Annotated in this window: 19 protein-coding genes and 1 riboswitch; of the genes, 1 reads left to right on the top strand and 18 read right to left on the bottom strand. The window is 49.9% G+C overall.

The window, feature by feature from the left end; all coding sequences use genetic code 11:
- Positions 1–9: 9 nt before the first annotated feature.
- From NQ502_RS11710 to NQ502_RS11635, 16 genes are all read right to left on the bottom strand, one after another.
- Positions 10–1,347: an acetyl-CoA carboxylase biotin carboxylase subunit gene (locus tag NQ502_RS11710; RefSeq protein ID WP_028528545.1), complete on the bottom strand. Its 1,338-nt coding sequence runs from the start codon at positions 1,345–1,347 to the stop codon at positions 10–12.
- A gap of 8 nt (positions 1,348–1,355) precedes the next feature.
- The gene (fabZ, locus tag NQ502_RS11705) at positions 1,356–1,781 is read right to left on the bottom strand and encodes a 3-hydroxyacyl-ACP dehydratase FabZ (protein ID WP_028528546.1); all 426 of its coding nucleotides are present in this window, start codon (positions 1,779–1,781) and stop codon (positions 1,356–1,358) included.
- An 11-nt stretch (positions 1,782–1,792) separates the two neighbouring features.
- On the bottom strand, positions 1,793–2,215 hold the full coding sequence (gene accB, locus NQ502_RS11700) for an acetyl-CoA carboxylase biotin carboxyl carrier protein (protein WP_028528547.1): 423 nt from the start codon (positions 2,213–2,215) through the stop codon (positions 1,793–1,795).
- Positions 2,216–3,463 (bottom strand): beta-ketoacyl-ACP synthase II, encoded by a 1,248-nt coding sequence (gene fabF / locus NQ502_RS11695; RefSeq protein ID WP_028528548.1) that lies wholly within the window; start codon positions 3,461–3,463, stop codon positions 2,216–2,218.
- A 21-nt stretch (positions 3,464–3,484) separates the two neighbouring features.
- On the bottom strand, positions 3,485–4,225 hold the full coding sequence (fabG, locus tag NQ502_RS11690) for a 3-oxoacyl-[acyl-carrier-protein] reductase (protein WP_028528549.1): 741 nt from the start codon (positions 4,223–4,225) through the stop codon (positions 3,485–3,487).
- 12 nt (positions 4,226–4,237) lie between these two features.
- Positions 4,238–5,170, bottom strand: a complete 933-nt coding sequence (gene fabD, locus NQ502_RS11685) for an ACP S-malonyltransferase (RefSeq protein ID WP_028528550.1) — start codon at positions 5,168–5,170, stop codon at positions 4,238–4,240.
- Positions 5,158–6,099, bottom strand: coding sequence for an enoyl-[acyl-carrier-protein] reductase FabK (fabK, locus tag NQ502_RS11680; RefSeq protein ID WP_028528551.1), 942 nt, complete (start codon positions 6,097–6,099; stop codon positions 5,158–5,160). The genes fabD and fabK overlap by 13 nt, the downstream gene beginning before the upstream one ends.
- A 22-nt stretch (positions 6,100–6,121) precedes the next feature.
- Positions 6,122–6,358, bottom strand: coding sequence for an acyl carrier protein (gene acpP / locus NQ502_RS11675; RefSeq protein ID WP_028528552.1), 237 nt, complete (start codon positions 6,356–6,358; stop codon positions 6,122–6,124).
- A gap of 63 nt (positions 6,359–6,421) precedes the next feature.
- Positions 6,422–7,381, bottom strand: coding sequence for a beta-ketoacyl-ACP synthase III (locus NQ502_RS11670; RefSeq protein WP_028528553.1), 960 nt, complete (start codon positions 7,379–7,381; stop codon positions 6,422–6,424).
- A gap of 225 nt (positions 7,382–7,606) precedes the next feature.
- Positions 7,607–10,216 carry a hypothetical protein gene (locus tag NQ502_RS11665; protein ID WP_028528554.1) on the bottom strand — a complete coding sequence of 870 codons (2,610 nt, stop codon included), beginning with the start codon at positions 10,214–10,216 and terminating at the stop codon, positions 7,607–7,609.
- 250 nt (positions 10,217–10,466) lie between these two features.
- A complete protein-coding gene (gene hpf, locus NQ502_RS11660) occupies positions 10,467–10,997 on the bottom strand; it encodes a ribosome hibernation-promoting factor, HPF/YfiA family (RefSeq protein ID WP_028528555.1) in 531 nt (176 codons plus the stop codon).
- Between the two features lie 152 nt (positions 10,998–11,149).
- Positions 11,150–11,926, bottom strand: coding sequence for a phosphoribosylformimino-5-aminoimidazole carboxamide ribotide isomerase (gene hisA, locus NQ502_RS11655; RefSeq protein WP_028528556.1), 777 nt, complete (start codon positions 11,924–11,926; stop codon positions 11,150–11,152).
- 93 nt (positions 11,927–12,019) lie between these two features.
- On the bottom strand, positions 12,020–12,436 hold the full coding sequence (locus NQ502_RS11650) for a hypothetical protein (protein ID WP_028528557.1): 417 nt from the start codon (positions 12,434–12,436) through the stop codon (positions 12,020–12,022).
- Positions 12,437–12,522: 86 nt separating this feature from the next.
- Positions 12,523–13,284 (bottom strand): 4-hydroxy-tetrahydrodipicolinate reductase, encoded by a 762-nt coding sequence (gene dapB, locus NQ502_RS11645; RefSeq protein WP_028528558.1) that lies wholly within the window; start codon positions 13,282–13,284, stop codon positions 12,523–12,525.
- A gap of 43 nt (positions 13,285–13,327) precedes the next feature.
- Positions 13,328–14,221 (bottom strand): 4-hydroxy-tetrahydrodipicolinate synthase, encoded by an 894-nt coding sequence (gene dapA, locus NQ502_RS11640; RefSeq protein ID WP_028528559.1) that lies wholly within the window; start codon positions 14,219–14,221, stop codon positions 13,328–13,330.
- 156 nt (positions 14,222–14,377) lie between these two features.
- A riboswitch (Lysine riboswitch) is annotated at positions 14,378–14,550 on the bottom strand.
- 39 nt (positions 14,551–14,589) lie between these two features.
- Entirely contained in the window at positions 14,590–15,216 is a 627-nt protein-coding gene (locus NQ502_RS11635) for a single-stranded DNA-binding protein (protein WP_028528561.1), read from the bottom strand.
- A gap of 209 nt (positions 15,217–15,425) precedes the next feature.
- Here NQ502_RS11635 and typA point away from each other — a divergent pair, with 209 nt between their 5' ends.
- On the top strand, positions 15,426–17,249 hold the full coding sequence (gene typA, locus NQ502_RS11630; protein WP_028528562.1) for a translational GTPase TypA: 1,824 nt from the start codon (positions 15,426–15,428) through the stop codon (positions 17,247–17,249).
- 60 nt (positions 17,250–17,309) lie between these two features.
- On the opposite strand, the gene NQ502_RS11625 is transcribed toward typA, so the two are convergent.
- Both NQ502_RS11625 and NQ502_RS11620 read right to left on the bottom strand, forming a co-directional pair.
- Positions 17,310–18,578, bottom strand: a complete 1,269-nt coding sequence (locus NQ502_RS11625) for a polysaccharide deacetylase family protein (RefSeq protein WP_083963273.1) — start codon at positions 18,576–18,578, stop codon at positions 17,310–17,312.
- Between the two features lie 178 nt (positions 18,579–18,756).
- Positions 18,757–20,268 carry a hypothetical protein gene (locus NQ502_RS11620; RefSeq protein WP_028528563.1) on the bottom strand — a complete coding sequence of 504 codons (1,512 nt, stop codon included), beginning with the start codon at positions 20,266–20,268 and terminating at the stop codon, positions 18,757–18,759.
- Between the last annotated feature and the right edge of the window lie 194 nt (positions 20,269–20,462).

The following is a 20,462-nucleotide window of genomic DNA, read 5'->3' as shown; positions in this document are numbered from 1 at the left end:
CCTCCACGGCTACAGATATTTCTCAATAAATGAGGTGTCCTGTTTTCCCTCCCGGAAAACCGGGTGTTCAATGATCTGCATCTGATATTCCTTATTTGTATCCACACCTTCTATGACCATCTCATCAAGCGCTGAACGCATTTTCTGCAGCGCCTCCCTGCGGCTTTCGCCGTGAACAATCACTTTGGCAATCATGGAATCATAGTTCGGCGGGATCTGATATCCGTTGTACACCGCACTGTCGATCCGAATGCCGTTTCCTCCCGGGAAATGACTGTCCTTTATCGTTCCAGGACACGGCATAAAGTTTTTTTCCGGATTTTCCGCGTTGATTCTGCATTCCATTGCATGCCCTTTCAGGCAAATGTCACCCTGTGAAAACGAAAGCTTCTCACCTGATGCGATCCGGATCTGTTCTTTGATCAGGTCCAGTCCCGTCACGGCCTCCGTCACCGGATGCTCCACCTGAATCCTTGTATTCATCTCTATAAAAAAGAAATCTCTGTTCTTATCCACCAGAAACTCGATCGTTCCGGCATTTTCATAGCCCGCCGCAAGAGCCGCTTTCACGGCAGCTGCGCCCATCTCGGCGCGGAGCTCTTCGGAGATAGCGGGACTCGGTGATTCCTCGATCATCTTCTGATGACGCCGCTGCACGGAACAGTCACGTTCCCCGAGATGTACCACGTTACCATAGCTGTCCGCAAGAATCTGAAATTCGATATGCCGCGGCTCCAGCACGAAGCGCTCGATGTACATCGTAGGATCGGAAAAACCCTGCTCTGCCTCCCGCTGTGCCGTCTGGAACTGTACGTCAAATTCCTCCGGTGTCATGGCTACCCGCATTCCGCGGCCGCCCCCTCCGGATGCTGCCTTGATCATCACGGGATATCCGATATCAGCAGCGGCTTTTTTCCCTTTTTTCACATCCAGAATCGGTTCCGTACTCCCCGGAACGACCGGGACATGCGCCGTAATCATGGTGTTTCTGGCTTCCGCCTTATTTCCCATACGGGCGATCACATCGCTTTTCGGTCCGATAAATGTGATGCCGCACTTTTCACACATCTGCGCAAATTTGCTGTTTTCCGAAAGGAATCCAAATCCGGGATGAATAGCATCCGCCTCCATGGTAATCGTTGCGCTTAAGATACGTTCCATGTTCAGATAGCTTTCCTTGGAGGGAGCCGGCCCGATGCAGATGGCTTCGTCCGCCAGCAGGGTATGCAGGGCATCCCGGTCCGCCTCCGAGTACACGGCAACCGTTGAAATTCCCATCTCCCGGCATGCCCGGATAATGCGCACCGCTATCTCACCGCGGTTTGCAATCAATACTTTTTTAATCATGCAATCACCTATCCCACCACAAATGTCATGTCGGCGGAAACCGCCGTCTTGCCGTCAACCGTCGCCACTGCGCGGCCCACACCGATCGGTCCTTTTTGTTTTATGATCTCACATTCCAGATGGAGCGTGTCTCCCGGCACTACTTTCCTGCGGAATTTTACCTTGTCCATTCCCCCGAAAAACGCAGTCTTTCCTTTGTTCTCTTCCACACTTAAGATCGCGACAGCTCCCACCTGTGCGAGCGCTTCTACGATCAGCACACCCGGCATCACCGGTTCCTCCGGGAAATGGCCTGCAAAAAAGTCTTCCTTAAATGTCACATTCTTGATCCCTTCTGCGCGCACACCCGGTTCCAGTTCATCGATGCGGTCGATCAGCAGAAACGGATGACGGTGCGGGATAATCTCTTCAATCTCTTTGATTCCAAATGCCATGCTGTGCCTCCTTATCCAATCCGAAACAGCGGCTGTCCGTATTCTACCACCTGCTCATTTTCAATCAGGATTTCGGCGATCACGCCGTCCCTGTCACATTCGATCTCATTCATCAGCTTCATGGTCTCGATGATCCCGATCACCTGTCCTTTTTTCACAGTGTCACCCGCCTGCACAAACGCCTGTGCATCCTCCGACGGTGCGCTGTAGAATGTCCCCACAAGCGGGGATTTGATCAGGGTTCCATCATCAACGACCGCTGTTTCCTCGATCGAAGCGGGTACTGCCGCCGGCGCTGCCGCTGCCGGTACCGCCGTGACAACCTGTTTCTCCGCCTTTAAAACGAGTCTTACATCGCCTTCCTGATATTCAAACTCCGAGAGTGAAGAGGCTGAGACAGTCTCAATCAAACGTATAATCTGTTCTGCTTCCATTTATGCATCCTCCTGCCCGCGATATTTTCTGACACAGAGCGTCGCGTTATGTCCGCCGAACCCCAGAGAATTCGTGAGACAGCAGTCAACCGCCTGCTCCACAGGGCCTCCTGTGATGTAATCCAGATCACATTCTTCATCCGGTACCTGATACCCTACGGTCGGATGAAGATAACCGTCCTGTATGGATTTCACGCAGGTGATAAACTCCACGCCGCCCGCTGCACCGAGCAGATGTCCGATCATGGACTTTGTAGAACTGATCTTTACTTTCTCCGCCGCCGCTCCAAGCGCCAGTTTGATCGCCTTCGTCTCGAACAGGTCATTGTGATGTGTGCTCGTTCCGTGCGCATTGATATAATCCACGTCTTCTGCCCCGATTCCGGCATCATTCATCGCCTTCTCCATGGCTTTTGCGGCTCCGCTTCCGTCCTCGATCGGGGACGTGATATGATACGCATCGCTCGTAGCGCCGTATCCGACGATTTCCGCATAAATTCTCGCATTTCTTTTTTTTGCATGCTCCAGTTCTTCCAGCACGACTACCCCGGCGCCCTCTCCGATCACGAAACCGCTTCTCTCCTTATCAAACGGAATCGACGCGCGCATGGGATCAGTTGCTGCCGTAAGCGCCGTCAGCGATGAAAATCCAGACACACCGATCGGCGTGATTGAACTCTCCGCACCGCCCGCCAGCATCACGTCCGCATCCCCATACTGGATCGTCCGAAATGCCTCGCCGATGGAATGAGTGCCTGTCGCGCATGCCGTGACCACATTGATACTCTTACCTTTACAGCCAAGCTGAATGCTGACATTTCCGGCTGCCATGTTGCTGATCATCATCGGCACCATCATCGGACTGACTTTTCTGGGGCCGCCCTTCAGCAGTTTCTGAAATTCCCGTTCTACGGTCTGCAGGCTTCCGATTCCCGATCCGATGCTGATGCCTACCATATATGGGTCTTCCTCTTCCATATGAATGCCTGAATCCTGCACTGCTTCTTTGGACGCCGCAACCGCGTACTGGCAAAATGCCTCCATACGCTTCGCCGCTTTGGCATCCATATATTCTTTCGCGTCAAAGTCTTTGACTTCCGCTGCAATTTTCACTTTGTAATCCGACACATCAAACTTTGTAATCTCTCCGATACCCACGGTCTGGCTCTTCACGCCTTTCCAGAATGCATCGACACTGTTTCCGATCGGGGTGATGGCTCCCATCCCCGTAACAACAACTCTTCTCATGGATTTTCTCCTTTAATTATCTTACATCACCATTCCGCCGTCTACATGCAGCACCTGTCCGGTAATATACCGGCTCTTATCCGATGCCAGAAATACAACCGCATCTGCCACATCCTCCGGTTTGCCAAAGTCCTTCAGCGGAATCTGAGCCTTTGCCCCTTCTTTCACTTTCTCAGAAAGTACCTCTGTCATATCCGTCTCGATAAATCCCGGAGCCACCGCATTCACGGTGATTCCCCTGGAAGCCACTTCCCTGGCAATCGACTTTGTCATTCCGATCAGCCCCGCCTTGGAAGCACTGTAATTGACCTGTCCTGCGTTTCCCGATACGCCGGATACAGAAGAAATATTTATGATTTTCCCGCCCCGCTGGCGGATCATCGTCTTCACCGCCCATTTGCAGCAGTGAAATGCACCTGTCAGGTTTGTATCCAGCACTCTGGTAAAATCCTCTTCGCTCATACGCATGAGCAGTCCGTCCTTCGTGATGCCTGCATTATTTACCAGGATGTCAATCCTTCCCAGACGAGCCATGATATCAGCGAACCATGCTTCTACCGCTGCGCCGTCCGCGACGTTGCAGTGCCCTGCTTCCGCCTGGCCGCCTTTTTCCTGGATTTCTTTCACCACTTCCTGCGCCCTCTGGGAGGAACTCGCGTAATTTACGACGACATACGCACCTTCCGCTGCCAGTGCGAGTGCGATCGCGCGCCCGATTCCCCTGGCACCGCCCGTTACGATAGCTACCTGATTCTCCAACATAGTCATTCTCCTTTATTTACCCGCCTGCCGATAAAATTCCTGTAATCCGTCAAGCTGTTCCCATTTTTCCACATTGTAGACGGCCGCGTCTCTGCAAATCTTCTTCACAAACGATGCGAGTGTCCGTCCCGGACCGATCTCCACAAAATGTGTAACACCGTCTGCAATCATCGCTTCCACGCTCTGCTGCCAGCGCACGGAGCTGCTGACCTGACGAATCAGCAGGTCTTTGATCTCATCTGTTCCGGTCACATAAGACGCGGTCACATTCGTTACATACGGGATCTCATGTCCGCAGACCTCCACAGTCTCCAGCACCTGTCCCAGTCTGCCTCCCGCTTCTCTCAGCATCTCTGAATGAAACGGTCCGCTCACATTCAATGACACCACTCTTTTGGCGCCGGCATCCTTCAGAGCCGCCGACGCGGTATCCACTGCTTTCTTTTCTCCGGATATCACAATCTGACCCGGGCAATTATAATTGGCGATCTGAACACCCGGAATATCGTTCAGCACCTGTTCGATCGTCTCAGCAGTCAGACCCATCACAGCCGCCATCCCGCCGAGTCCTGCCGGAACAGCCTCCTGCATCAGAATTCCCCTCTGACGGACAACCTGTACGGCATCCTCAAAACTCATCGCGCCGCAGCAGACAAGTGCACAGTACTCCCCGAGGCTCAATCCCGCCGTCACGTCCGGAGCGAATCCGCGTTCCTGCAGTTCGCGCAGCATCGCAGCGCTGGCAGTGACCATAGCTGCCTGCGTGTACTCCGTGATGTCCAGACGGTCGTTTTCCTCAAAGCAGAGCTCCTCCATGGAAAATCCCAACAGTTCTCCTGCCTTCTCAAAAACCGCTTTGGAGACCGGGGAATTTTCATAAAAATCTTTTCCCATGCCGGCCTTCTGTGCTCCCTGCCCGGGGAAGATATATGCTATTTTTCCCATTTTTCCGCTCCTTTTAACAGAGCCTCGGTCTCTTTTACGAGCTCTTCGATGATTTCCTTACACGTCTGACGCTGTTTGATCAGTCCCGCAATCTGTCCTGCCATCACACTTCCGTTTTTCGTATCCCCTTCAAGTACCGCTCTGCGCAGTGAACCGAGTGTCAGAAGCTCCAGCTCTTCAAAGGAAGCGCCTTCCTGCTCTTTTTTCAGATACTCCTTCGTGTTCTGGTTTCTCAGAGAACGGACCGGATGTCCCGTAGAGCGGCCTGTCACAACGCTGTCGATATCCTTTGACTTTACAATCCGCTCTTTATAATTCTCGTGCACGATAGACTCATCAGATACGACAAAACGTGTACCGATCTGGACACCCTCTGCACCCAGCAGAAACATAGCCGCCATACCTCTGCCGTCGCCGACTCCGCCTGCTCCGATCACCGGTATCTCAACAGCATCTGCAACCTGCGGTATAAGTGTCATGGTTGTCTGTTCCCCAATATGTCCGCCCGCTTCGCAGCCTTCAGCCACAACGGCATCCGCTCCATAGCGTTCCATACGCTTCGCCAGTGCAACACTTGCCACAACGGGAATTACTTTCATGCCGGATTCTTTCCATACCTTCATGTATTTCTCCGGATTCCCGGCTCCCGTCGTAATGACCGGAACCTCTTCCTCCATCACAAGCTGCGCTACTTCATCCGCGCTCGGACTGATCAGCATGATGTTCACTCCGAATGGTTTGTCCGTCAGCTCCCTGACCTTTCGTATTTCTTCGCGGACTACCTCAGCCGGCGCATTTGCAGCGCCTATCAGTCCCAGTCCGCCCGCATTGGAAACTGCCGCCGCCAGATGGTGTTCTGCCACCCAGGCCATCCCGCCCTGGATGATAGGATATTCTGTACCCAGTATGTCCGTCACTCTTGTTTTCATGGCCTACCTGCCTTTCGCAATTTTATTCTTCTTCGATCCCTTTATTTTTCAGGTAATCAATAACATCCTGAACAGTTATCATAGTCTCCAGGTCTTCCGCCGGAATTTCGATTTCATACGTATCCTCAAGGTTTGTCACCAGTTCAAACAGATCCAGTGAATCCGCATTCAGATCATCTTTCAAGGATTTCTCCGGTGTAATGCTGTCTGCATCGATACCCAGCTGCTCTGCAATTAATTCTTTCATTTTTTCTAACATCTTTTTGTTCTCCTTTTATCTTTCATAAATTATTTATTGTAATGCTGACCTTTCGGTCGCTTACTACCATGTCATGAGCGTACTGCCCCAGCTCAGACCTCCGCCGAACGCGCAGAGGATGACCCTGTCTCCCCTTTTGATCTTTCCTGACCTGCTGTACTCGTCCAGTAAGATTGGAATGCTTGCCGCAGCAATATTGCCGCACCCATCCATATTCATCGGCATCTTCTCATTCGGGATCTTCAGTGTTTTTGCCGCGGAAGCCAGAATTCTCCGATTTGCCTGGTGCATGATAAAATGATCGATCTCTTTTATATCAGTGCCGCTCTTTTCGAGCACCCTGCGAATCGTCTCAGGCACTTTGCGGATCGCAAATTTGAAGACCGCCTGTCCATCCATATGCATTTTCCTGCCATCCGTGGTATGGCTCACGAGCGGATTCTGCAGCGGATTGCCTTCACAGTAAAGCACCATGCCCTTCGAACCGTCGCACCCCATATCCATACATTCGATTCCCGTTTCATCGGCACCCATGACAGCTGCTCCGGCGCCGTCTCCGAAAAGAATGCAGGTACTTCTGTCTTCCCAGTCAACAATTTTTGAAAGCGTCTCCGCTCCCACTACCAGAATCTTCCCGTAAAGTCCGGACTGTATATAGGACGCTGCCGTATTCAGGGCAAATACGAAGCCGGAACACGCCGCATTTATGTCCATGCAGACGGCGTTGGCCGCACCAATCGAATCCTGCAGCTGACAAGCGGCGCTCGGAAACAGATAATCCGGAGTAACAGTTGCAAACAGTATCATATCCAGTTCATCGGCGGTCACCGACGCAGCCTCTAAAGCTTTTTTTACGGCCTCCGCCGCCATGGATACCGTTCCCTGATCGGTAAGATGCCTCTTTTTAATTCCGGTTCTCTCTCTGATCCAGTCGTCACTGGTATCCACCAGCTGTGCGATATCATCGTTTGTCATAATATGCTCCGGCAGATAGCTTCCGGTACCCAAAATTCTCGCTCTCATATTTTTACTCTCTCTTTGTCATGAAATTATACTAACGTGAATATCCTGTCGTTATTTGAACTCATTAATATTTTATATAAAAATATTTTGTAATTCAAACTATTTAGGCATAAAAGTATTATAACAGGTTACAGACGTATGTCAACCCCGAATCATCAAAGATAAAGCGGACCGGTTTTAAACCGGTCCGCCGCTGGGAATACTGTATGCCGTTCAAACTAATTTCTATTTACGGTTTCTTTTTATCCTAACTGCCAGAACCGCAATCACAATACCTGCCGCCGCCAGAAGAGCGATCCACAGCATAAGATTTGTCTCGTCTCCCGTCTTTGCATTCGCCGCGCGTGTACTCTTCGTGTTGAGCGTACGTTTCACAGGACTTGCCTTTGACGTGGATGCCTTCACCGTAATCTTCGCCGCACGGCTGGTAATGGATACCGTCTGATCTCCGTTTACCGATTTGTTGGTATTAGTGACTACACAGTAGTAATACGTCGTTCCGACAGATGCGGTGGACGGTGTGTATGTGCTCTTCGTTGCGTCCTTGATCACACTTCCGTCTTTGGTGCTGTTCTTCGTGTTGGAGTACCACTGGTAGCTCAATGTTCCGCCGTCTTTTACGCTGGCTTTCACTTCCATCGCCTTTGCGGCTTTGCCTTTATAATATGTCGCATTGTTCGGTCCGCTTACAGAAGGCGTCTCCGCATTCTTCCTGGCGCTCACCACGATTTTCGCCGTATCGCTGACAGCGGTCGCAGTCTGATTGCCATTCAGCTCTTTATTCGTGTTTGTCACGACACAGTAGTAATATACCGTTCCGTTTTTCTTAGTGGACGGTGTATAGGTGCTCTCTGTCGCATCCTTGATTGCCGTTCCGTCTTTGGTGCTGTTCTTTGTGTTGGAGTACCACTGATATGACAGTTTCCCTCCGTCCAAAGATTCGGCTTTTACCTGCAGCGCCTTTGCGGCCGCATCCGTAATGTACGATGCTCCTTTCGGATTTCCTGTGATCTTCGGCGCTTTGGCATCCGTCTTCTGCGTATCCATCACAACGATTTCAGCTGCATTGCTCGATGCAGACGCTGTCTTTTGGTCCTTCGTATTCGTTACGATGCAGTAGTAATATACCGTACCCGCCTTATCTGTCTTCGGAGTATATTGCTTCTCGGTTGCACCCTCAATTTTAGTTCCGGTTGTGATATCATTGGAGGTATTCTGATACCACTGGTAGCTTAAAGCTCCGCCGTCCGTCACTTCTGCCGTGACACTGAGAGGTACCGCTGTGTCGCCTTTATTGTAATCTTTTTTCGACTGCGGATGACCCGTGAACTGCGGCGTCTGCGGTGCCGCCGGCTGGTTGTCATTTACTGTAACTCTTGCTCTTGCGCTCGCCACCGTCGCCGTTTTTTCACCCGTAACCGCATCGTTTGTGTTCGTCACCACACAGTAATAATACGTGGTTCCCACCGTTCCTGTTCCCGGTGTGTACTCGCTGTTTGTCGCTCCCTGGATTGCAGTTCCGTCAGAGTCTGCATCCGCACTCTGATACCACTGATAGCTCAGCGTTCCGCCATCAGTTACTGTTGCTGTCACGCTAAGCGGATTTGCTGTTTCATCCTTATCGTATGCGGCGTCCACCGGATCAGCCGTAATGTCTGGAGTCGCAGCGTTTATTATCAGCGGCGTATCATTCACCGTAATGGCGGCTCTTCCACTCTCGGCAGTCGCCGTCTGTGAACCTGCCACATTAGTGTCGGTATTTGTCACCACACAGTAATAATACGTGGTCCCTACCGTCTCTGTTCCCGGTGTATACTCACTGCTTGCCGCTCCCTGGATTGCAGTTCCGTCAGAATCTGCATCCGCACTCTGATACCACTGATAGCTCAGATTCCCTGCGTTTACCGTCGCTGTGACAACAAGGGCTGCTGCAGGTGTGCCTTTATCATATGTGGCATCGGCAGGATTCCCTGTGATTACCGGAGTCTCAGCATCTACCACCGGCGGTGCCGGTTCATTTACCGTAATCGCTGCTCTGGCGCTGACAGCAGCCGCCGTCATTTCGCCTGTCGCCGCATCGTTCGTGTTCGTCACCACACAGTAATAATACGTGGTGGTGCCCGCCGTTCCTGTTCCCGGTGTATACTCACTGCTTACCGCTCCCTGGATTGCATCTCCGGCTGCTGCAGCATCCGTACTCTGATACCACTGATAACTCAGTGTCCCTCCGTCGCTTACCGACGCCGTGACACGGAGGGCTGCTGCAGGTGCGTCCTTATCATATGTAGCAGCTGCAGGATTTCCCGTAATTACCGGTGTCTCGGCATCTACCGCCGCTTTCACAGGAGGAGCCTGCTGTTCCTCCTTCGGTTGTTCCTTTGGTTCCTCTTTCGGCTGTTCCTTCGGTTCTGCCGTCTGTTCCAGCGTGATCACATATGCGCCCTGGCGCATCTTCGCATTGGCCTCATCATAGAACCAGTCCTTATTCTGTGCAGCAGCCGCATTCCAGACCTTACCGGATTCTGCTGCCGGCAAGGTGTAAGAACCCTTTCCATACGACCTGCCGCTTTCTTTTGTCTGCGCCTCATCCTCGTAACCCTTGATCGCTCCTTCAGAAGGATAAACTACCTTTCCATTTTGGACAACCTGAAATACACTGTCGGAACCGGCCGTGATCTTATCGCCGGACTGCAGCTGTTTCGAATCACCCGTCTTAATACCGGAACCCAGTGAATAATCAGCTGCCAGCACTGCTGATATATTGCCGAAGATCATACCCAGTGCCAGGATCAGTGACATGAAGACTTTTCCATACCTTTTCGTTTTTCCTTTCATACTGCACACCTCTTTTCCATTTTTTCAGCTCTTTTATACGTACCTCTTTAAACTCTTTTCTTACTTACAGCATACGGTAACAAAGCCCCAAAATCAATAGTGTACACACATATTTAAGTTATTCTTAAGAATGTTCACGAAAAAGAAATATTCATTTATAATTTTCAGAGTTCTATCGGCGTTTTATTGTGTAACACAGCCATTCACTGAAAAACAGGATGCCAACGCATCCTGTTTATCTCTCTGTCTATCAGGAAAACTCCGGTTCTATCAAGCCGTACGTGTTCCCTTTCCTCTTATATACTACATTTACTTCCTCTGTCTCTGCATTGCAGAACACGAAGAAATTGTGGCCGAGCAATTCCATCTGCACGCAGGCATCTTCCGGATACATCGGTTTAATTCCGAACCGTTTCGTGCGGATGATCTTTACCTCTTCATCATCATCTGCTTCTTTCTCTATAAAGGCTTTCTGGAGATTTCCTCCGTCCTGATGTTTATCAACGATCTTATTCTTATACTTTCTCAGCTGTCTCTCGATAACCTCCTCTACCAGATCGATCGATACGTACATATCGTTGCTGACCTGTTCTGAACGGATGATATTTCCTTTTACCGGGATTGTCACTTCAATTTTCTGGCGCTCTTTCTCCACGCTTAATGTAACAACGATTTCTGTCTCCGGTGTAAAGTACCTCTCCAGCTTACCCAGTTTCTCTGTGATGGCTGATTTCAGTCCTGAAGTAACCTCGATATTCTTTCCACTAATGATAAAATTCATGATGTCAACCCCTTTGGCTCGTATTTTACAGTGCGGACAACGCCGATTGACAGGAACGTCTGCCGTCATCTGTAATTATTCATATTATAATACATGTCTAATTTGTTCGCAATAGAATTTAGAAAACTTCTCTTTATTCTACATTAAAACTGTTAATTATCGCATATCCTCAAAATTTGTTCGTACTCCATGGGACCTCCGAACAGATCGAGTGCGCTTCCCACCGTCACATCGATCCTGTTCTCCCCGGCCTCACGCAGCTGATATAAATCTTCGTAGCAGCCGACGCCTCCCGCATACGTGATCGGGTTCCTGCGATGCCCTGCCAGAATACGCACCAGATCCGTCTCGATACCCGATGCCTTTCCCTCTACATCCACTGCATGGATCAGGAATTCATCACAGTAGCCTGCCAGCTCGTCCATAACTTCCCCCGTCACTGCGACTTCAGTAAATCTCTGCCACCGGTCCGTTACGATGTAATAGCTCCCGCCCCTCATCCTGCAGCTCAGGTCAAGAACCAGATGCTCCCGTCCGGCAGCTTTTGCAATACGGTTCAGATTATCCCAGGAAATTCTTCCGTCCCGGAATACATAGGAGGTCACAATCACATGACTCGCCCCCACCTCCAGAAACTCAGCGGCATTTCCGGCATGGATACCGCCTCCGGCCATCAGTCCGCCCGGATATGCTCTCAGAGCGTCCAGTGCCTGCTGCTTTGTCTGCCCGTAGTACGGGGAGGCTTCCGGGTTCAGCAGAATCACATGGCCTCCGTCGATTCCCCGGCTTTGGTAAAGCCTGGCGTAAAACGCAGCGTCCTGAGCAGAAACAAAGTTTTCCTGCGCCAGGTCTCCCAGATCTTTCAGGCTTCCGCCCACTATCTGTTTTACTTTTCCATTATGTATATCAATGCATGGCCGAAACCGCATACACTATTTCCTCCATCCCCCAACGCTCATGCCGGCGTTAAAATGCTGCCATCGCCATCCGGCAACGGCAGCATGCAACTACCTTACATCGGGTTATGGATTGGTACGTGCATTATCTGACGCATCGTTTCCGAGATCTTCCACACCCTGTCCCAGGTCTTCAATTCCTTCGCCGGCGTCTTCTACCAGGTTATCGCCATTGTTGTTATTGTTATCTGTTGTGCCGTCCGTATTGGTGCCGTCGGAATTCAGTCCGCCGGTTCCCGCTTCATTTCCGGTGTTGTCATTTCCGGTAGTCGCATTGTCCGTGGTATTGTTCGTTGTGCCGTCTGTCGCATCGTTCACGTTACCGGTGTTCTTGTTATTGTCAGCACCGTTGTCTGTCCCGTCGGTATTTTCCTCTGTGGCTGCATTGTTTTTATCAGTATTATCAGCGTTACCACATCCCGCCATGAAACATACCATCGCTGCCAGCATCAATCCCAACATCCACTTCTTCATACACTTCATAATATCGTCTCCTTTTCTTTCTCTTATCAGATTTCGATGTTATTAATATACACGTGTCTGTCAGAATTTATTCATTTTTTTATTTTTTAAGCTTCATTGATCACGTCGCTCATTTCAAAGCGTCCCGGTCCTTTTCCCTTCAGGAATTTTGCAGCCTGAACAGCGCCCTTCCCAAAGATAGCTTTTGAATAGGCTGTATGCCTGAACTCAATCACTTCATCGGCTCCCGCAAAGATCACTTCATGGTCTCCTACGATTGTTCCGCCGCGGACCGCAGAGATACCGATTTCCTTTTTCTCTCTTTTTTTACGTTCCTGGCTTCTGTCATATTTATATTCATAAACATGATCCAGCGCCTCATTGATACTGTCTGCCAGTGCGAGCGCGGTGCCGCTGGGCGCATCAACCTTCAGTTTGTGATGTCTCTCTACGATCTCCATATCAAAGCCGGCGGGTGCAAGAAGCTGTGCCGCCTCTTTCAGAAGTTTCAGCAGCATGTTAATGCCCAGTGACATATTCGCAGATTTGAGAACCGCAACTTTTTTTGCAGTTTCTTCCACCTTCTGAAGCTGTTCTTCTGACAGTCCGGTTGTACACAGCACGATGGGAATCTGTCTTCTGACACTGTAATCCAATATTGCATCTGCTGCTTTCGCGGTAGAAAAATCAATGATTGCGTCGGCTTCAATTTCACATTCATTCATATCAGTAAACACCGGATACCCATTGTCCCGATTGTCCACTACATCAATACCAGCCACGATCTCGGCTCCCTCATCTTCTTTTACAAGACCAGAGATCACCTGTCCCATATGGCCATTGCATCCGTGCATTATAATCTTAACCATGTCGTTCCTTTCGTTCATGATGATATCCGCATCAGCGGACATGTCAGTTTACCACATTCAGTCCAAAGTCTCTCATCGCTGCTGCAAGTCTGGCCTGATTCGCCGGCTCCATCTCTGTCAGCGGAAGGCGGAGTGGTCCTACTTCTTTGCCCATAAGATTCATCGCCGCCTTCACCGGAATCGGGTTCACCTCACAGAACAGCTCATCGATCAGTGAAATTGCCCTGATCTGAAGATCACGGCTGCCTGCAACATCTCCCTCGAGATATTTCATGACAATATCGTGAGTCTCCTTCGGAGCAATGTTTGACAGTACGGAAATAACGCCGATGCCGCCGAGTGATAGAAGCGGAACGATCTGATCATCATTTCCCGAGTAAAGATCGATCTTACCGTCTGTCAGTTCCATGACTTTTGCAACCTGAGATATATTTCCTGTCGCTTCCTTGATCCCGACAATATTCTCTGCATTTTTAAACAGGGACGCTACCGTTGGCGGCAGGATATTGCACCCTGTCCTGCTCGGCACATTATACATGATGATCGGTTTTTTAGCCGCCTCTGCAATCGTGGTATAATGTCTGATTAATCCGTTCTGAGTCCCCTTATTATAGTAAGGCGTAACGATAAGCAGTCCGTCTGCGCCGTATTCCGCGGCATCTTTTGACATGTTGACTGCTGTGTGTGTACTGTTGGAACCCGTCCCTGCAATTACGGGAATCCGTTTCGCCACCTTATCAATCGTAAATTTAATGGCTTCCAGATGTTCCTCTTCACTCAAAGTCGCGGATTCGCCGGTCGTGCCGCAGATGATGATCGCATCTGTGCCCGCAGCAATCTGTTCTTCCAGCAGTTCCTCCAGCTTGTCGTAGTTGATCGATAAATCTTCGTGCATAGGTGTAACAATGGCTACACCCGCTCCCTTAAAAATTGCCATTTTTATTCCTCCTTATTGTGAGTTAAAACAGGTTGCTGCGCGATCCCGCGGAGCGGTTTTAAAATTATAAGAATTTCCATCAAAATTTCATATAATTTCAAAGAAAGAGGCGATCCCTTCGTCAGGCCGCCTCCAAAGAATACATATAGTCCATGAACTTCAGATAGCACTCCATCAGAAATGATGACAGTCATATGGTTATTCACCATATGCCCAAGGATAAAATCCCGGTATCCTATCCTTTCGGCACTCTTCCCTTTTGCTTATCTTCCACTGTCTCCGAAACATCCAACAAGCTACTGATTAAGAATGCGACCTCTATCAAAATTATTTGATTGTTCTAACTATATCATTATTCATTTTTTTTGTCAATCCACGTACTCCAGTTTACTCACAGACACTTCATACGCGATCCTGCGCTCTGTCTCGTCCTCGCTGATCTTCTTCATGTATTCTCTGCTTTGAATCCTTCCCCAGATGAGAACGTGTCCTCCTACCTGAAATGCGGATGCGTATCTGGCGTTTCTCCCCCAGCATATGCAGGGAATGTAATCCGATTTTCCATATGGACGGTTTACCGCGATCAGCAAGTCTGCGATTTCGCGGCCCAGTGGTGTTTTTCGGTAAACCGGCGGTTTACATATGTAACCGTCCAGGAAGATCTGATTCGATTTCATCGATTCATCTTCTTCGTCAACAAAACTGATTTCTCTGGCAAAGACAGAAAGCACCAGCCGGTTCTTTTTCTCCTCGTGCCGGTTGTAGGATCTGAACTGCCCTGCCACCTGGATATACTCTCCCTCATAATCCTGTGTGACATCGATGAGCCGTTCGGAAACCATGACTGGAATCCGGTCCTCCGAATCGCTTAACCGTCTGACCAGCACGTCGACCAGATAAAAGCCCTCGCCGAACACCTGGTGGCTGAACGTAAACTGTGATGCGATCCTCCCCATAATTGCTACCTGATTGTTTTCAATAATCTTATCTGCCATGAATGATAGTACCCCTTCCTCTTCGTTGTATTTTGTCTATATCATATCTATTCCATTTTTTTCCGTATTAGAACCAAAAAATAATTTTTTTCATAATTACTTGTATTCCGAACAAAATGTGGTAGACTTGTATAGTCAGGAAATCCACGTAATTTCGCGGGTTTAGGCCAAAACCCACAGAAAATATATAAATTCAGGAAGGAAATACCATGAAAATCAAGAGAGAAGATGTAAGAAATGTCGCCATTATCGCCCACGTAGACCATGGCAAGACGACACTGGTAGATGAATTGTTAAAGCAAAGCGGCGTATTCCGTGAAAATCAGGAGGTTCAGGAACGTGTCATGGACTCTAACGATATCGAGCGCGAGCGCGGTATCACGATTCTTTCCAAGAATACAGCTGTTTCATATAAAGATGTTAAAATCAATATTATCGACACCCCCGGACATGCGGATTTCGGAGGAGAGGTAGAGCGAGTCCTGAAAATGGTAAACGGCGTTATCCTTGTCGTCGACGCATTCGAAGGTGCAATGCCGCAGACAAAATTTGTACTTCGCAAGGCACTGGAACTGGACCTGGATGTGATCGTATGTGTAAATAAGATCGACCGTCCTGAAGCCCGCCCCCACGAGGTGGTGGATGAGGTGCTGGAACTGCTGATGGACCTTGAAGCTTCCGACAGGCAGCTGGACTGCCCATTCTTGTTTGCCTCTGCCAAATCAGGATATGCGCTGCGGGATCTGAATGACACGCCACAGGATATGCAGCCCCTGTTTGACACCATACTCACACATATCCCCGCGCCGGAGGGCGATCCGGACGCCGGAACTCAGCTTTTGATCAGTACGATCGACTACAATGAATATGTGGGACGTATCGGCGTCGGTAAAGTTGATAACGGAAGTATCTCCGTCAATCAGGATGTCATGCTGGTCAATGACCACGATCTCACCAAAAAGAAGAAAGTAAAGATCAGTAAGCTGTATGAGTTTGACGGACTCAATAAAATAGAGGTAAAAGAAGCCGGCATCGGATCCATCGTCGCCATATCCGGTATTTCAGATATTCACATCGGAGACACCCTGTGTGATCCGGAAAATCCGCAGCCGATCCCGTTCCAGAAGATTTCAGAACCGACGATCGCCATGCAGTTTATGGTCAACGACAGTCCCCTTGCCGGACAGGAAGGAAAATTTATCACTTCCCGGCATATCCGCGAACGTCTGATGCGCGAGCTGAACACCGACGTGAGCCTTCGCGTGGAAGATACGGAATCACCGGACTGTTTCAAAGTCTCCGGCCGCGGTGAGCTGCATCTGTCTGTGCTGATTGAAAACATGCGCCGTGAGGGTTACGAATTTGCCGTCAGCAAAGCTGAAGTACTGTACAAGGAGAATGATCGCGGCCAGCTCCTGGAGCCTATGGAGATCGCCTTTATCGACGTTCCGGAGGAATTTTCCGGTTCAGTCATCCAGAAACTGAGCGAACGAAAAGGCGAGCTTCAGGGTATGAGTCTCGCCAGTGACGGATCTACACGGCTGGAATTCTCAATCCCCGCCCGCGGTCTGATCGGTTACCGCGGGGAATTCATGACGGCTACCAAGGGAAATGGTATCATGAATACCGTCTTCGACGAATACGGTCCGTACAAAGGGGACATCCAGTACCGAAAACAGGGATCTCTGATCGCATTTGAATCGGGTGAATCTGTAACTTACGGACTGTTCTCAGCCCAGGACCGCGGAACACTCTTCATCGGTCCCGGCGAGAAGGTATACGCCGGAATGGTCATCGGCCAGAATGGCAAGGCTGAAGATATCGAACTCAACGTGTGTAAGACAAAACATCTCACCAATACGAGATCCTCTTCTGCCGATGAGGCGCTGAAGCTGACTCCGCCGCGTGTATTGAGTCTCGAGCAGGCACTGGAATTCATCGATAAGGATGAGCTGTTGGAAGTCACCCCGGACAGCCTGCGCATCCGAAAAAAAATACTGGACGCAAGGCTGCGTAAACGTGCTTCCAAGTAAAAACATAGCACAGCAAAAACCCCATGTCTCTGATTCATTCATCAGAAACATGGGGTTATTTTACGCTGCCGGTTCACTCTCGTCTGTGACTTCCTGGTCCTCATCCGAGTCCGCTCCGCCAGCGGTTGCATCTTTACCCGGATAAAAATCATAATATGTAACGCCGTCTTCCATGCTGACGCCTTTTGCAGCGGCCAGCTCACTGACCGTCACGAGCTGATATCCCTGTTCCACCAGCTTCGGTATGATCGTCTTACAGGACTCTACCGTCGTCGGCCAGATATCATGCATCAGCACGATCTCACCGTCCGACACGTTGTCCAGGACTGCCGCGATATTGGAATCCACATTTTTTGTCTCCCAGTCAAGCGTATCCAGACTCCAGTAGATACAGGGCTTACCGATCGCTCCGGTGATCGTCTCATCCTGAGAACCGAACGGCGTTCTTGCCAGTGTCGCCACATCGCCTCCCGCGTACTGTGCGATCGCCTGGTCTGTCCGATCAAACTGATCTTTGATCCCCGCCTCATCGAGGCTCTTCAGATTTGGATGGCTGAAAGAGTGGTTTCCAAGTTCACATCCCAGCTCCTTCATCCTCGGAATCGTATCGGCTCCATATTCATCGATACACTCTCCCAGCATAAAGAACGTTGCCTTCGCCCCATTTGCCTCCAGAATATCGAGAAGTTCACTCGTATATTTCCCCGGCCCGTCATCGAACGTCAGCGCGATCATCTTGGACTCTTTATCCGGCTCATATACGCCGTTTTCATTGAAATAGCAGCCCTTGTTTCCGATAACCGCCCACCCGGTCTGCATATATCCGTCAGCATTAAAATAGTAATTCTGACCGTCGATCTCCAACCAGCCATTCTTATAATATGTACGGTCCTCATTGGCATACCACCAGCCGTTATCATCAACCTGCCAGCCGGGTACAGCATAATTTGTCACTGTATCAGCAGCCATCCCGGTCTTTACTGCCGGAATATCTGCCCCTGTCTGATCTGTGTTCTCCTGAGGTGCCTGGCCGTCGCTGCCGTCGCCGGCAGCTGCATCACCTCCAGTTTCACCGGTTTCCGCCTCTTCTTCGGTCCCCGCCTCAACTTCCATAACAGCCTTGTCCGTTTTTCCCGAGGTATCTGAGTTCTTTACCATCGGCTTGACGACCGCCCACACCGCACTGATGCACAGCAGGACAACCGCAACACAGGCCGCAACAGCCACGCAGCGTTTGATCAGCATTTTCTGACGCCGTCTTCGGCGCAGCTGTCTTTCTTTTTCGCGCCTCATGCGCTCTATTCGCTCTCTTCTTTGTCTTTCATCCATTGTAATAATATCTTCCCGCCTATTAATCTATACTTCCCGTCTATATCTGAACCTCTGTCCCCTCAAGAGGTTTGTTGTGTCTACCCATTATGATTCTTATCATACCCCTCATTGGGTAAAGATACAATTACATTTTTATTAAATTTCCATGATTCGACAAATAGTCCGGCTCCGTGTTCTAAAGCTTACGAATCTTCTGTTCAACCTCAGATTCCCTGCGCGGCCGGAACAACAAAATCCAGGCAATCAGAGGAATCAGAAATGTCAGCACACAGAAAGCTTTGCCGAGAACCCATTCGGGCAGTCCAAAGGAAGAAAACTTTTCCTGGATGACAGGTATAAAGAGGAGCACAATATCCAGCACAAAAGTCAGGGCAAACAACGTTTTGATCACCGGCCTGCCATTCGCGTTCGCGATGCACAGTAAAGCCAGAACCAGCTGCAGCGCACCCAGCCAGTACGGATAAAGTTCAACCATCGAAAAGCTTTTATTAAACCCAGTAATTCCCAAAATGACCACAGCGATGCCTGCGGCGGCCGTCAGCGTCGCACAGACCCTGAGCTTATGATAAGCCATCCGCTCGCTGGATCTGCTCCAAACCCAATAGATGATCCCCGCAAGGACAGGCGCCGTCATGGAAATCAGCCCGGGTACATAGAAGGAAGTCAGCGGAATTCCATATTTGTCCAGAAGGCTTCTTAAAATCAGTGAGTACAGGATAACAAACAGTGAATCCAGGGTTGTCAATATCCACAGAAACTTCAGGATTCCCCGCTTTAGGGCAGGCTGCAGTCCGGGATTGTCCGGGTCTGTACTCGAGCAGAGTGCACAGAGAATGATCTGTACCCCGCAGAATATGTATCCCTTGAGTCCGGTCAGTCCCGATAACACGCCTGCCCGCACCAGTATAAAAAATACGGCTGCCGCAAGCGCTGAAAGTGTTACCCATAACTGCAGAAGACCCGTACGCGGCATCGGCAGGCTAAATCCTCCCTTTGAGGAAGACCGCCTGGATTTTTTCCTGGTTTTCTTCTCCCTTTTGCCGTTATCTTTTTCCTGTATGATCACCTCTTTTTGCTTCCTGTCCGGTTTTTCCGGAGCCTTTGCCGCTGTCTGTACATCTTTTTTGTCCTGCTTTGCAGGCTTTTCTTCCGGCACTGTGCGCTTTGCGCTGTCTTGGACCTCTTCCTTTGGCATACCGGCCGCCGTTGCCGCCGCTTCCAGCGCCAGCTTCAGTTCTCCTGCCGTCAGATAGCGCTCCTCCGGACGGATATGACACGTTTTTCGCAGAACATCCGCGACCGCACTTTTTCCCATGACCGGATCTGGAAACGGGTCTCCTGCCATACAGCGCTGCATGGCATTCTGTTTATCCTGTGCCGTGGCTCTCTGCGGATATTCCGGCATAAAAGGCATTCTGCCTTTATTCAGAAGCCGGTACATCAGAAGCCCCAGCGCATAGAGGTCCGCCGTCTGCTCAGAGTGGCCGCAATCTCCCGGCTGCGCCAGTTTAAATGTTCCGGACTCCGTCACCAGAATATTCGATGTCTTTATATCACAGTGCGGTTCCTGCGTCTGCCTGTACTGTTCCAGCTCCTCACAGAGATCTATACCCATTTTGATGACTGCCTGCACATCCATAGGGTGGCTCTTCCGGTATTCATCCAGATTCCGTAATGTATTCTCCATTATCTTTATCCTCCTTTGCTTTACAATTGTCAATCTGTTTTATTATACCATACTTTTTCCATATTTCCTATTTTTCGTATCCGCCATATAGCAGGAAAGATCATCCAGCTAACACGGACTCCATGAAAAAAGTCCGATTCCCGGGGCTTAAGACCCTGAAGGATATCGGACTCTGCAAATGCAAAACATAACAT

The organism is Ruminococcus gauvreauii, assembly GCF_025151995.1.
Classification (GTDB): Bacteria; Bacillota; Clostridia; order Lachnospirales; family Lachnospiraceae; genus Ruminococcus_G; species Ruminococcus_G gauvreauii.
This window is presented reverse-complemented; position numbering and strand designations above follow the sequence as displayed.

Excerpts from the sequence above, each read along its gene's own strand:
- fabG (WP_028528549.1), bottom strand. The coding sequence starts at position 4,225 with ATGTTGGAGAATCAGGTAGCTATCGTAACGGGCGGTGCCAGGGGAATC.
- fabF (WP_028528548.1), bottom strand. The coding sequence starts at position 3,463 with ATGAGAAGAGTTGTTGTTACGGGGATGGGAGCCATCACCCCGATCGGA.
- dapB (WP_028528558.1), bottom strand. The coding sequence starts at position 13,284 with ATGGTTAAGATTATAATGCACGGATGCAATGGCCATATGGGACAGGTG.
- typA (WP_028528562.1), top strand. The coding sequence starts at position 15,426 with ATGAAAATCAAGAGAGAAGATGTAAGAAATGTCGCCATTATCGCCCAC.
- NQ502_RS11665 (WP_028528554.1), bottom strand. The coding sequence starts at position 10,216 with ATGAAAGGAAAAACGAAAAGGTATGGAAAAGTCTTCATGTCACTGATC.
- hisA (WP_028528556.1), bottom strand. The coding sequence starts at position 11,926 with ATGCGGTTTCGGCCATGCATTGATATACATAATGGAAAAGTAAAACAG.
- fabD (WP_028528550.1), bottom strand. The coding sequence starts at position 5,170 with ATGGGAAAAATAGCATATATCTTCCCCGGGCAGGGAGCACAGAAGGCC.
- NQ502_RS11650 (WP_028528557.1), bottom strand. The coding sequence starts at position 12,436 with ATGAAGTGTATGAAGAAGTGGATGTTGGGATTGATGCTGGCAGCGATG.
- NQ502_RS11710 (WP_028528545.1), bottom strand. The coding sequence starts at position 1,347 with ATGATTAAAAAAGTATTGATTGCAAACCGCGGTGAGATAGCGGTGCGC.
- hpf (WP_028528555.1), bottom strand. The coding sequence starts at position 10,997 with ATGAATTTTATCATTAGTGGAAAGAATATCGAGGTTACTTCAGGACTG.
- NQ502_RS11625 (WP_083963273.1), bottom strand. The coding sequence starts at position 18,578 with ATGGATGAAAGACAAAGAAGAGAGCGAATAGAGCGCATGAGGCGCGAA.
- NQ502_RS11670 (WP_028528553.1), bottom strand. The coding sequence starts at position 7,381 with ATGAGAGCGAGAATTTTGGGTACCGGAAGCTATCTGCCGGAGCATATT.
- NQ502_RS11620 (WP_028528563.1), bottom strand. The coding sequence starts at position 20,268 with ATGGAGAATACATTACGGAATCTGGATGAATACCGGAAGAGCCACCCT.
- NQ502_RS11635 (WP_028528561.1), bottom strand. The coding sequence starts at position 15,216 with ATGGCAGATAAGATTATTGAAAACAATCAGGTAGCAATTATGGGGAGG.
- accB (WP_028528547.1), bottom strand. The coding sequence starts at position 2,215 with ATGGAAGCAGAACAGATTATACGTTTGATTGAGACTGTCTCAGCCTCT.
- acpP (WP_028528552.1), bottom strand. The coding sequence starts at position 6,358 with ATGTTAGAAAAAATGAAAGAATTAATTGCAGAGCAGCTGGGTATCGAT.
- fabK (WP_028528551.1), bottom strand. The coding sequence starts at position 6,099 with ATGAAAACAAGAGTGACGGACATACTGGGTACAGAATATCCTATCATC.
- dapA (WP_028528559.1), bottom strand. The coding sequence starts at position 14,221 with ATGGCAATTTTTAAGGGAGCGGGTGTAGCCATTGTTACACCTATGCAC.
- fabZ (WP_028528546.1), bottom strand. The coding sequence starts at position 1,781 with ATGGCATTTGGAATCAAAGAGATTGAAGAGATTATCCCGCACCGTCAT.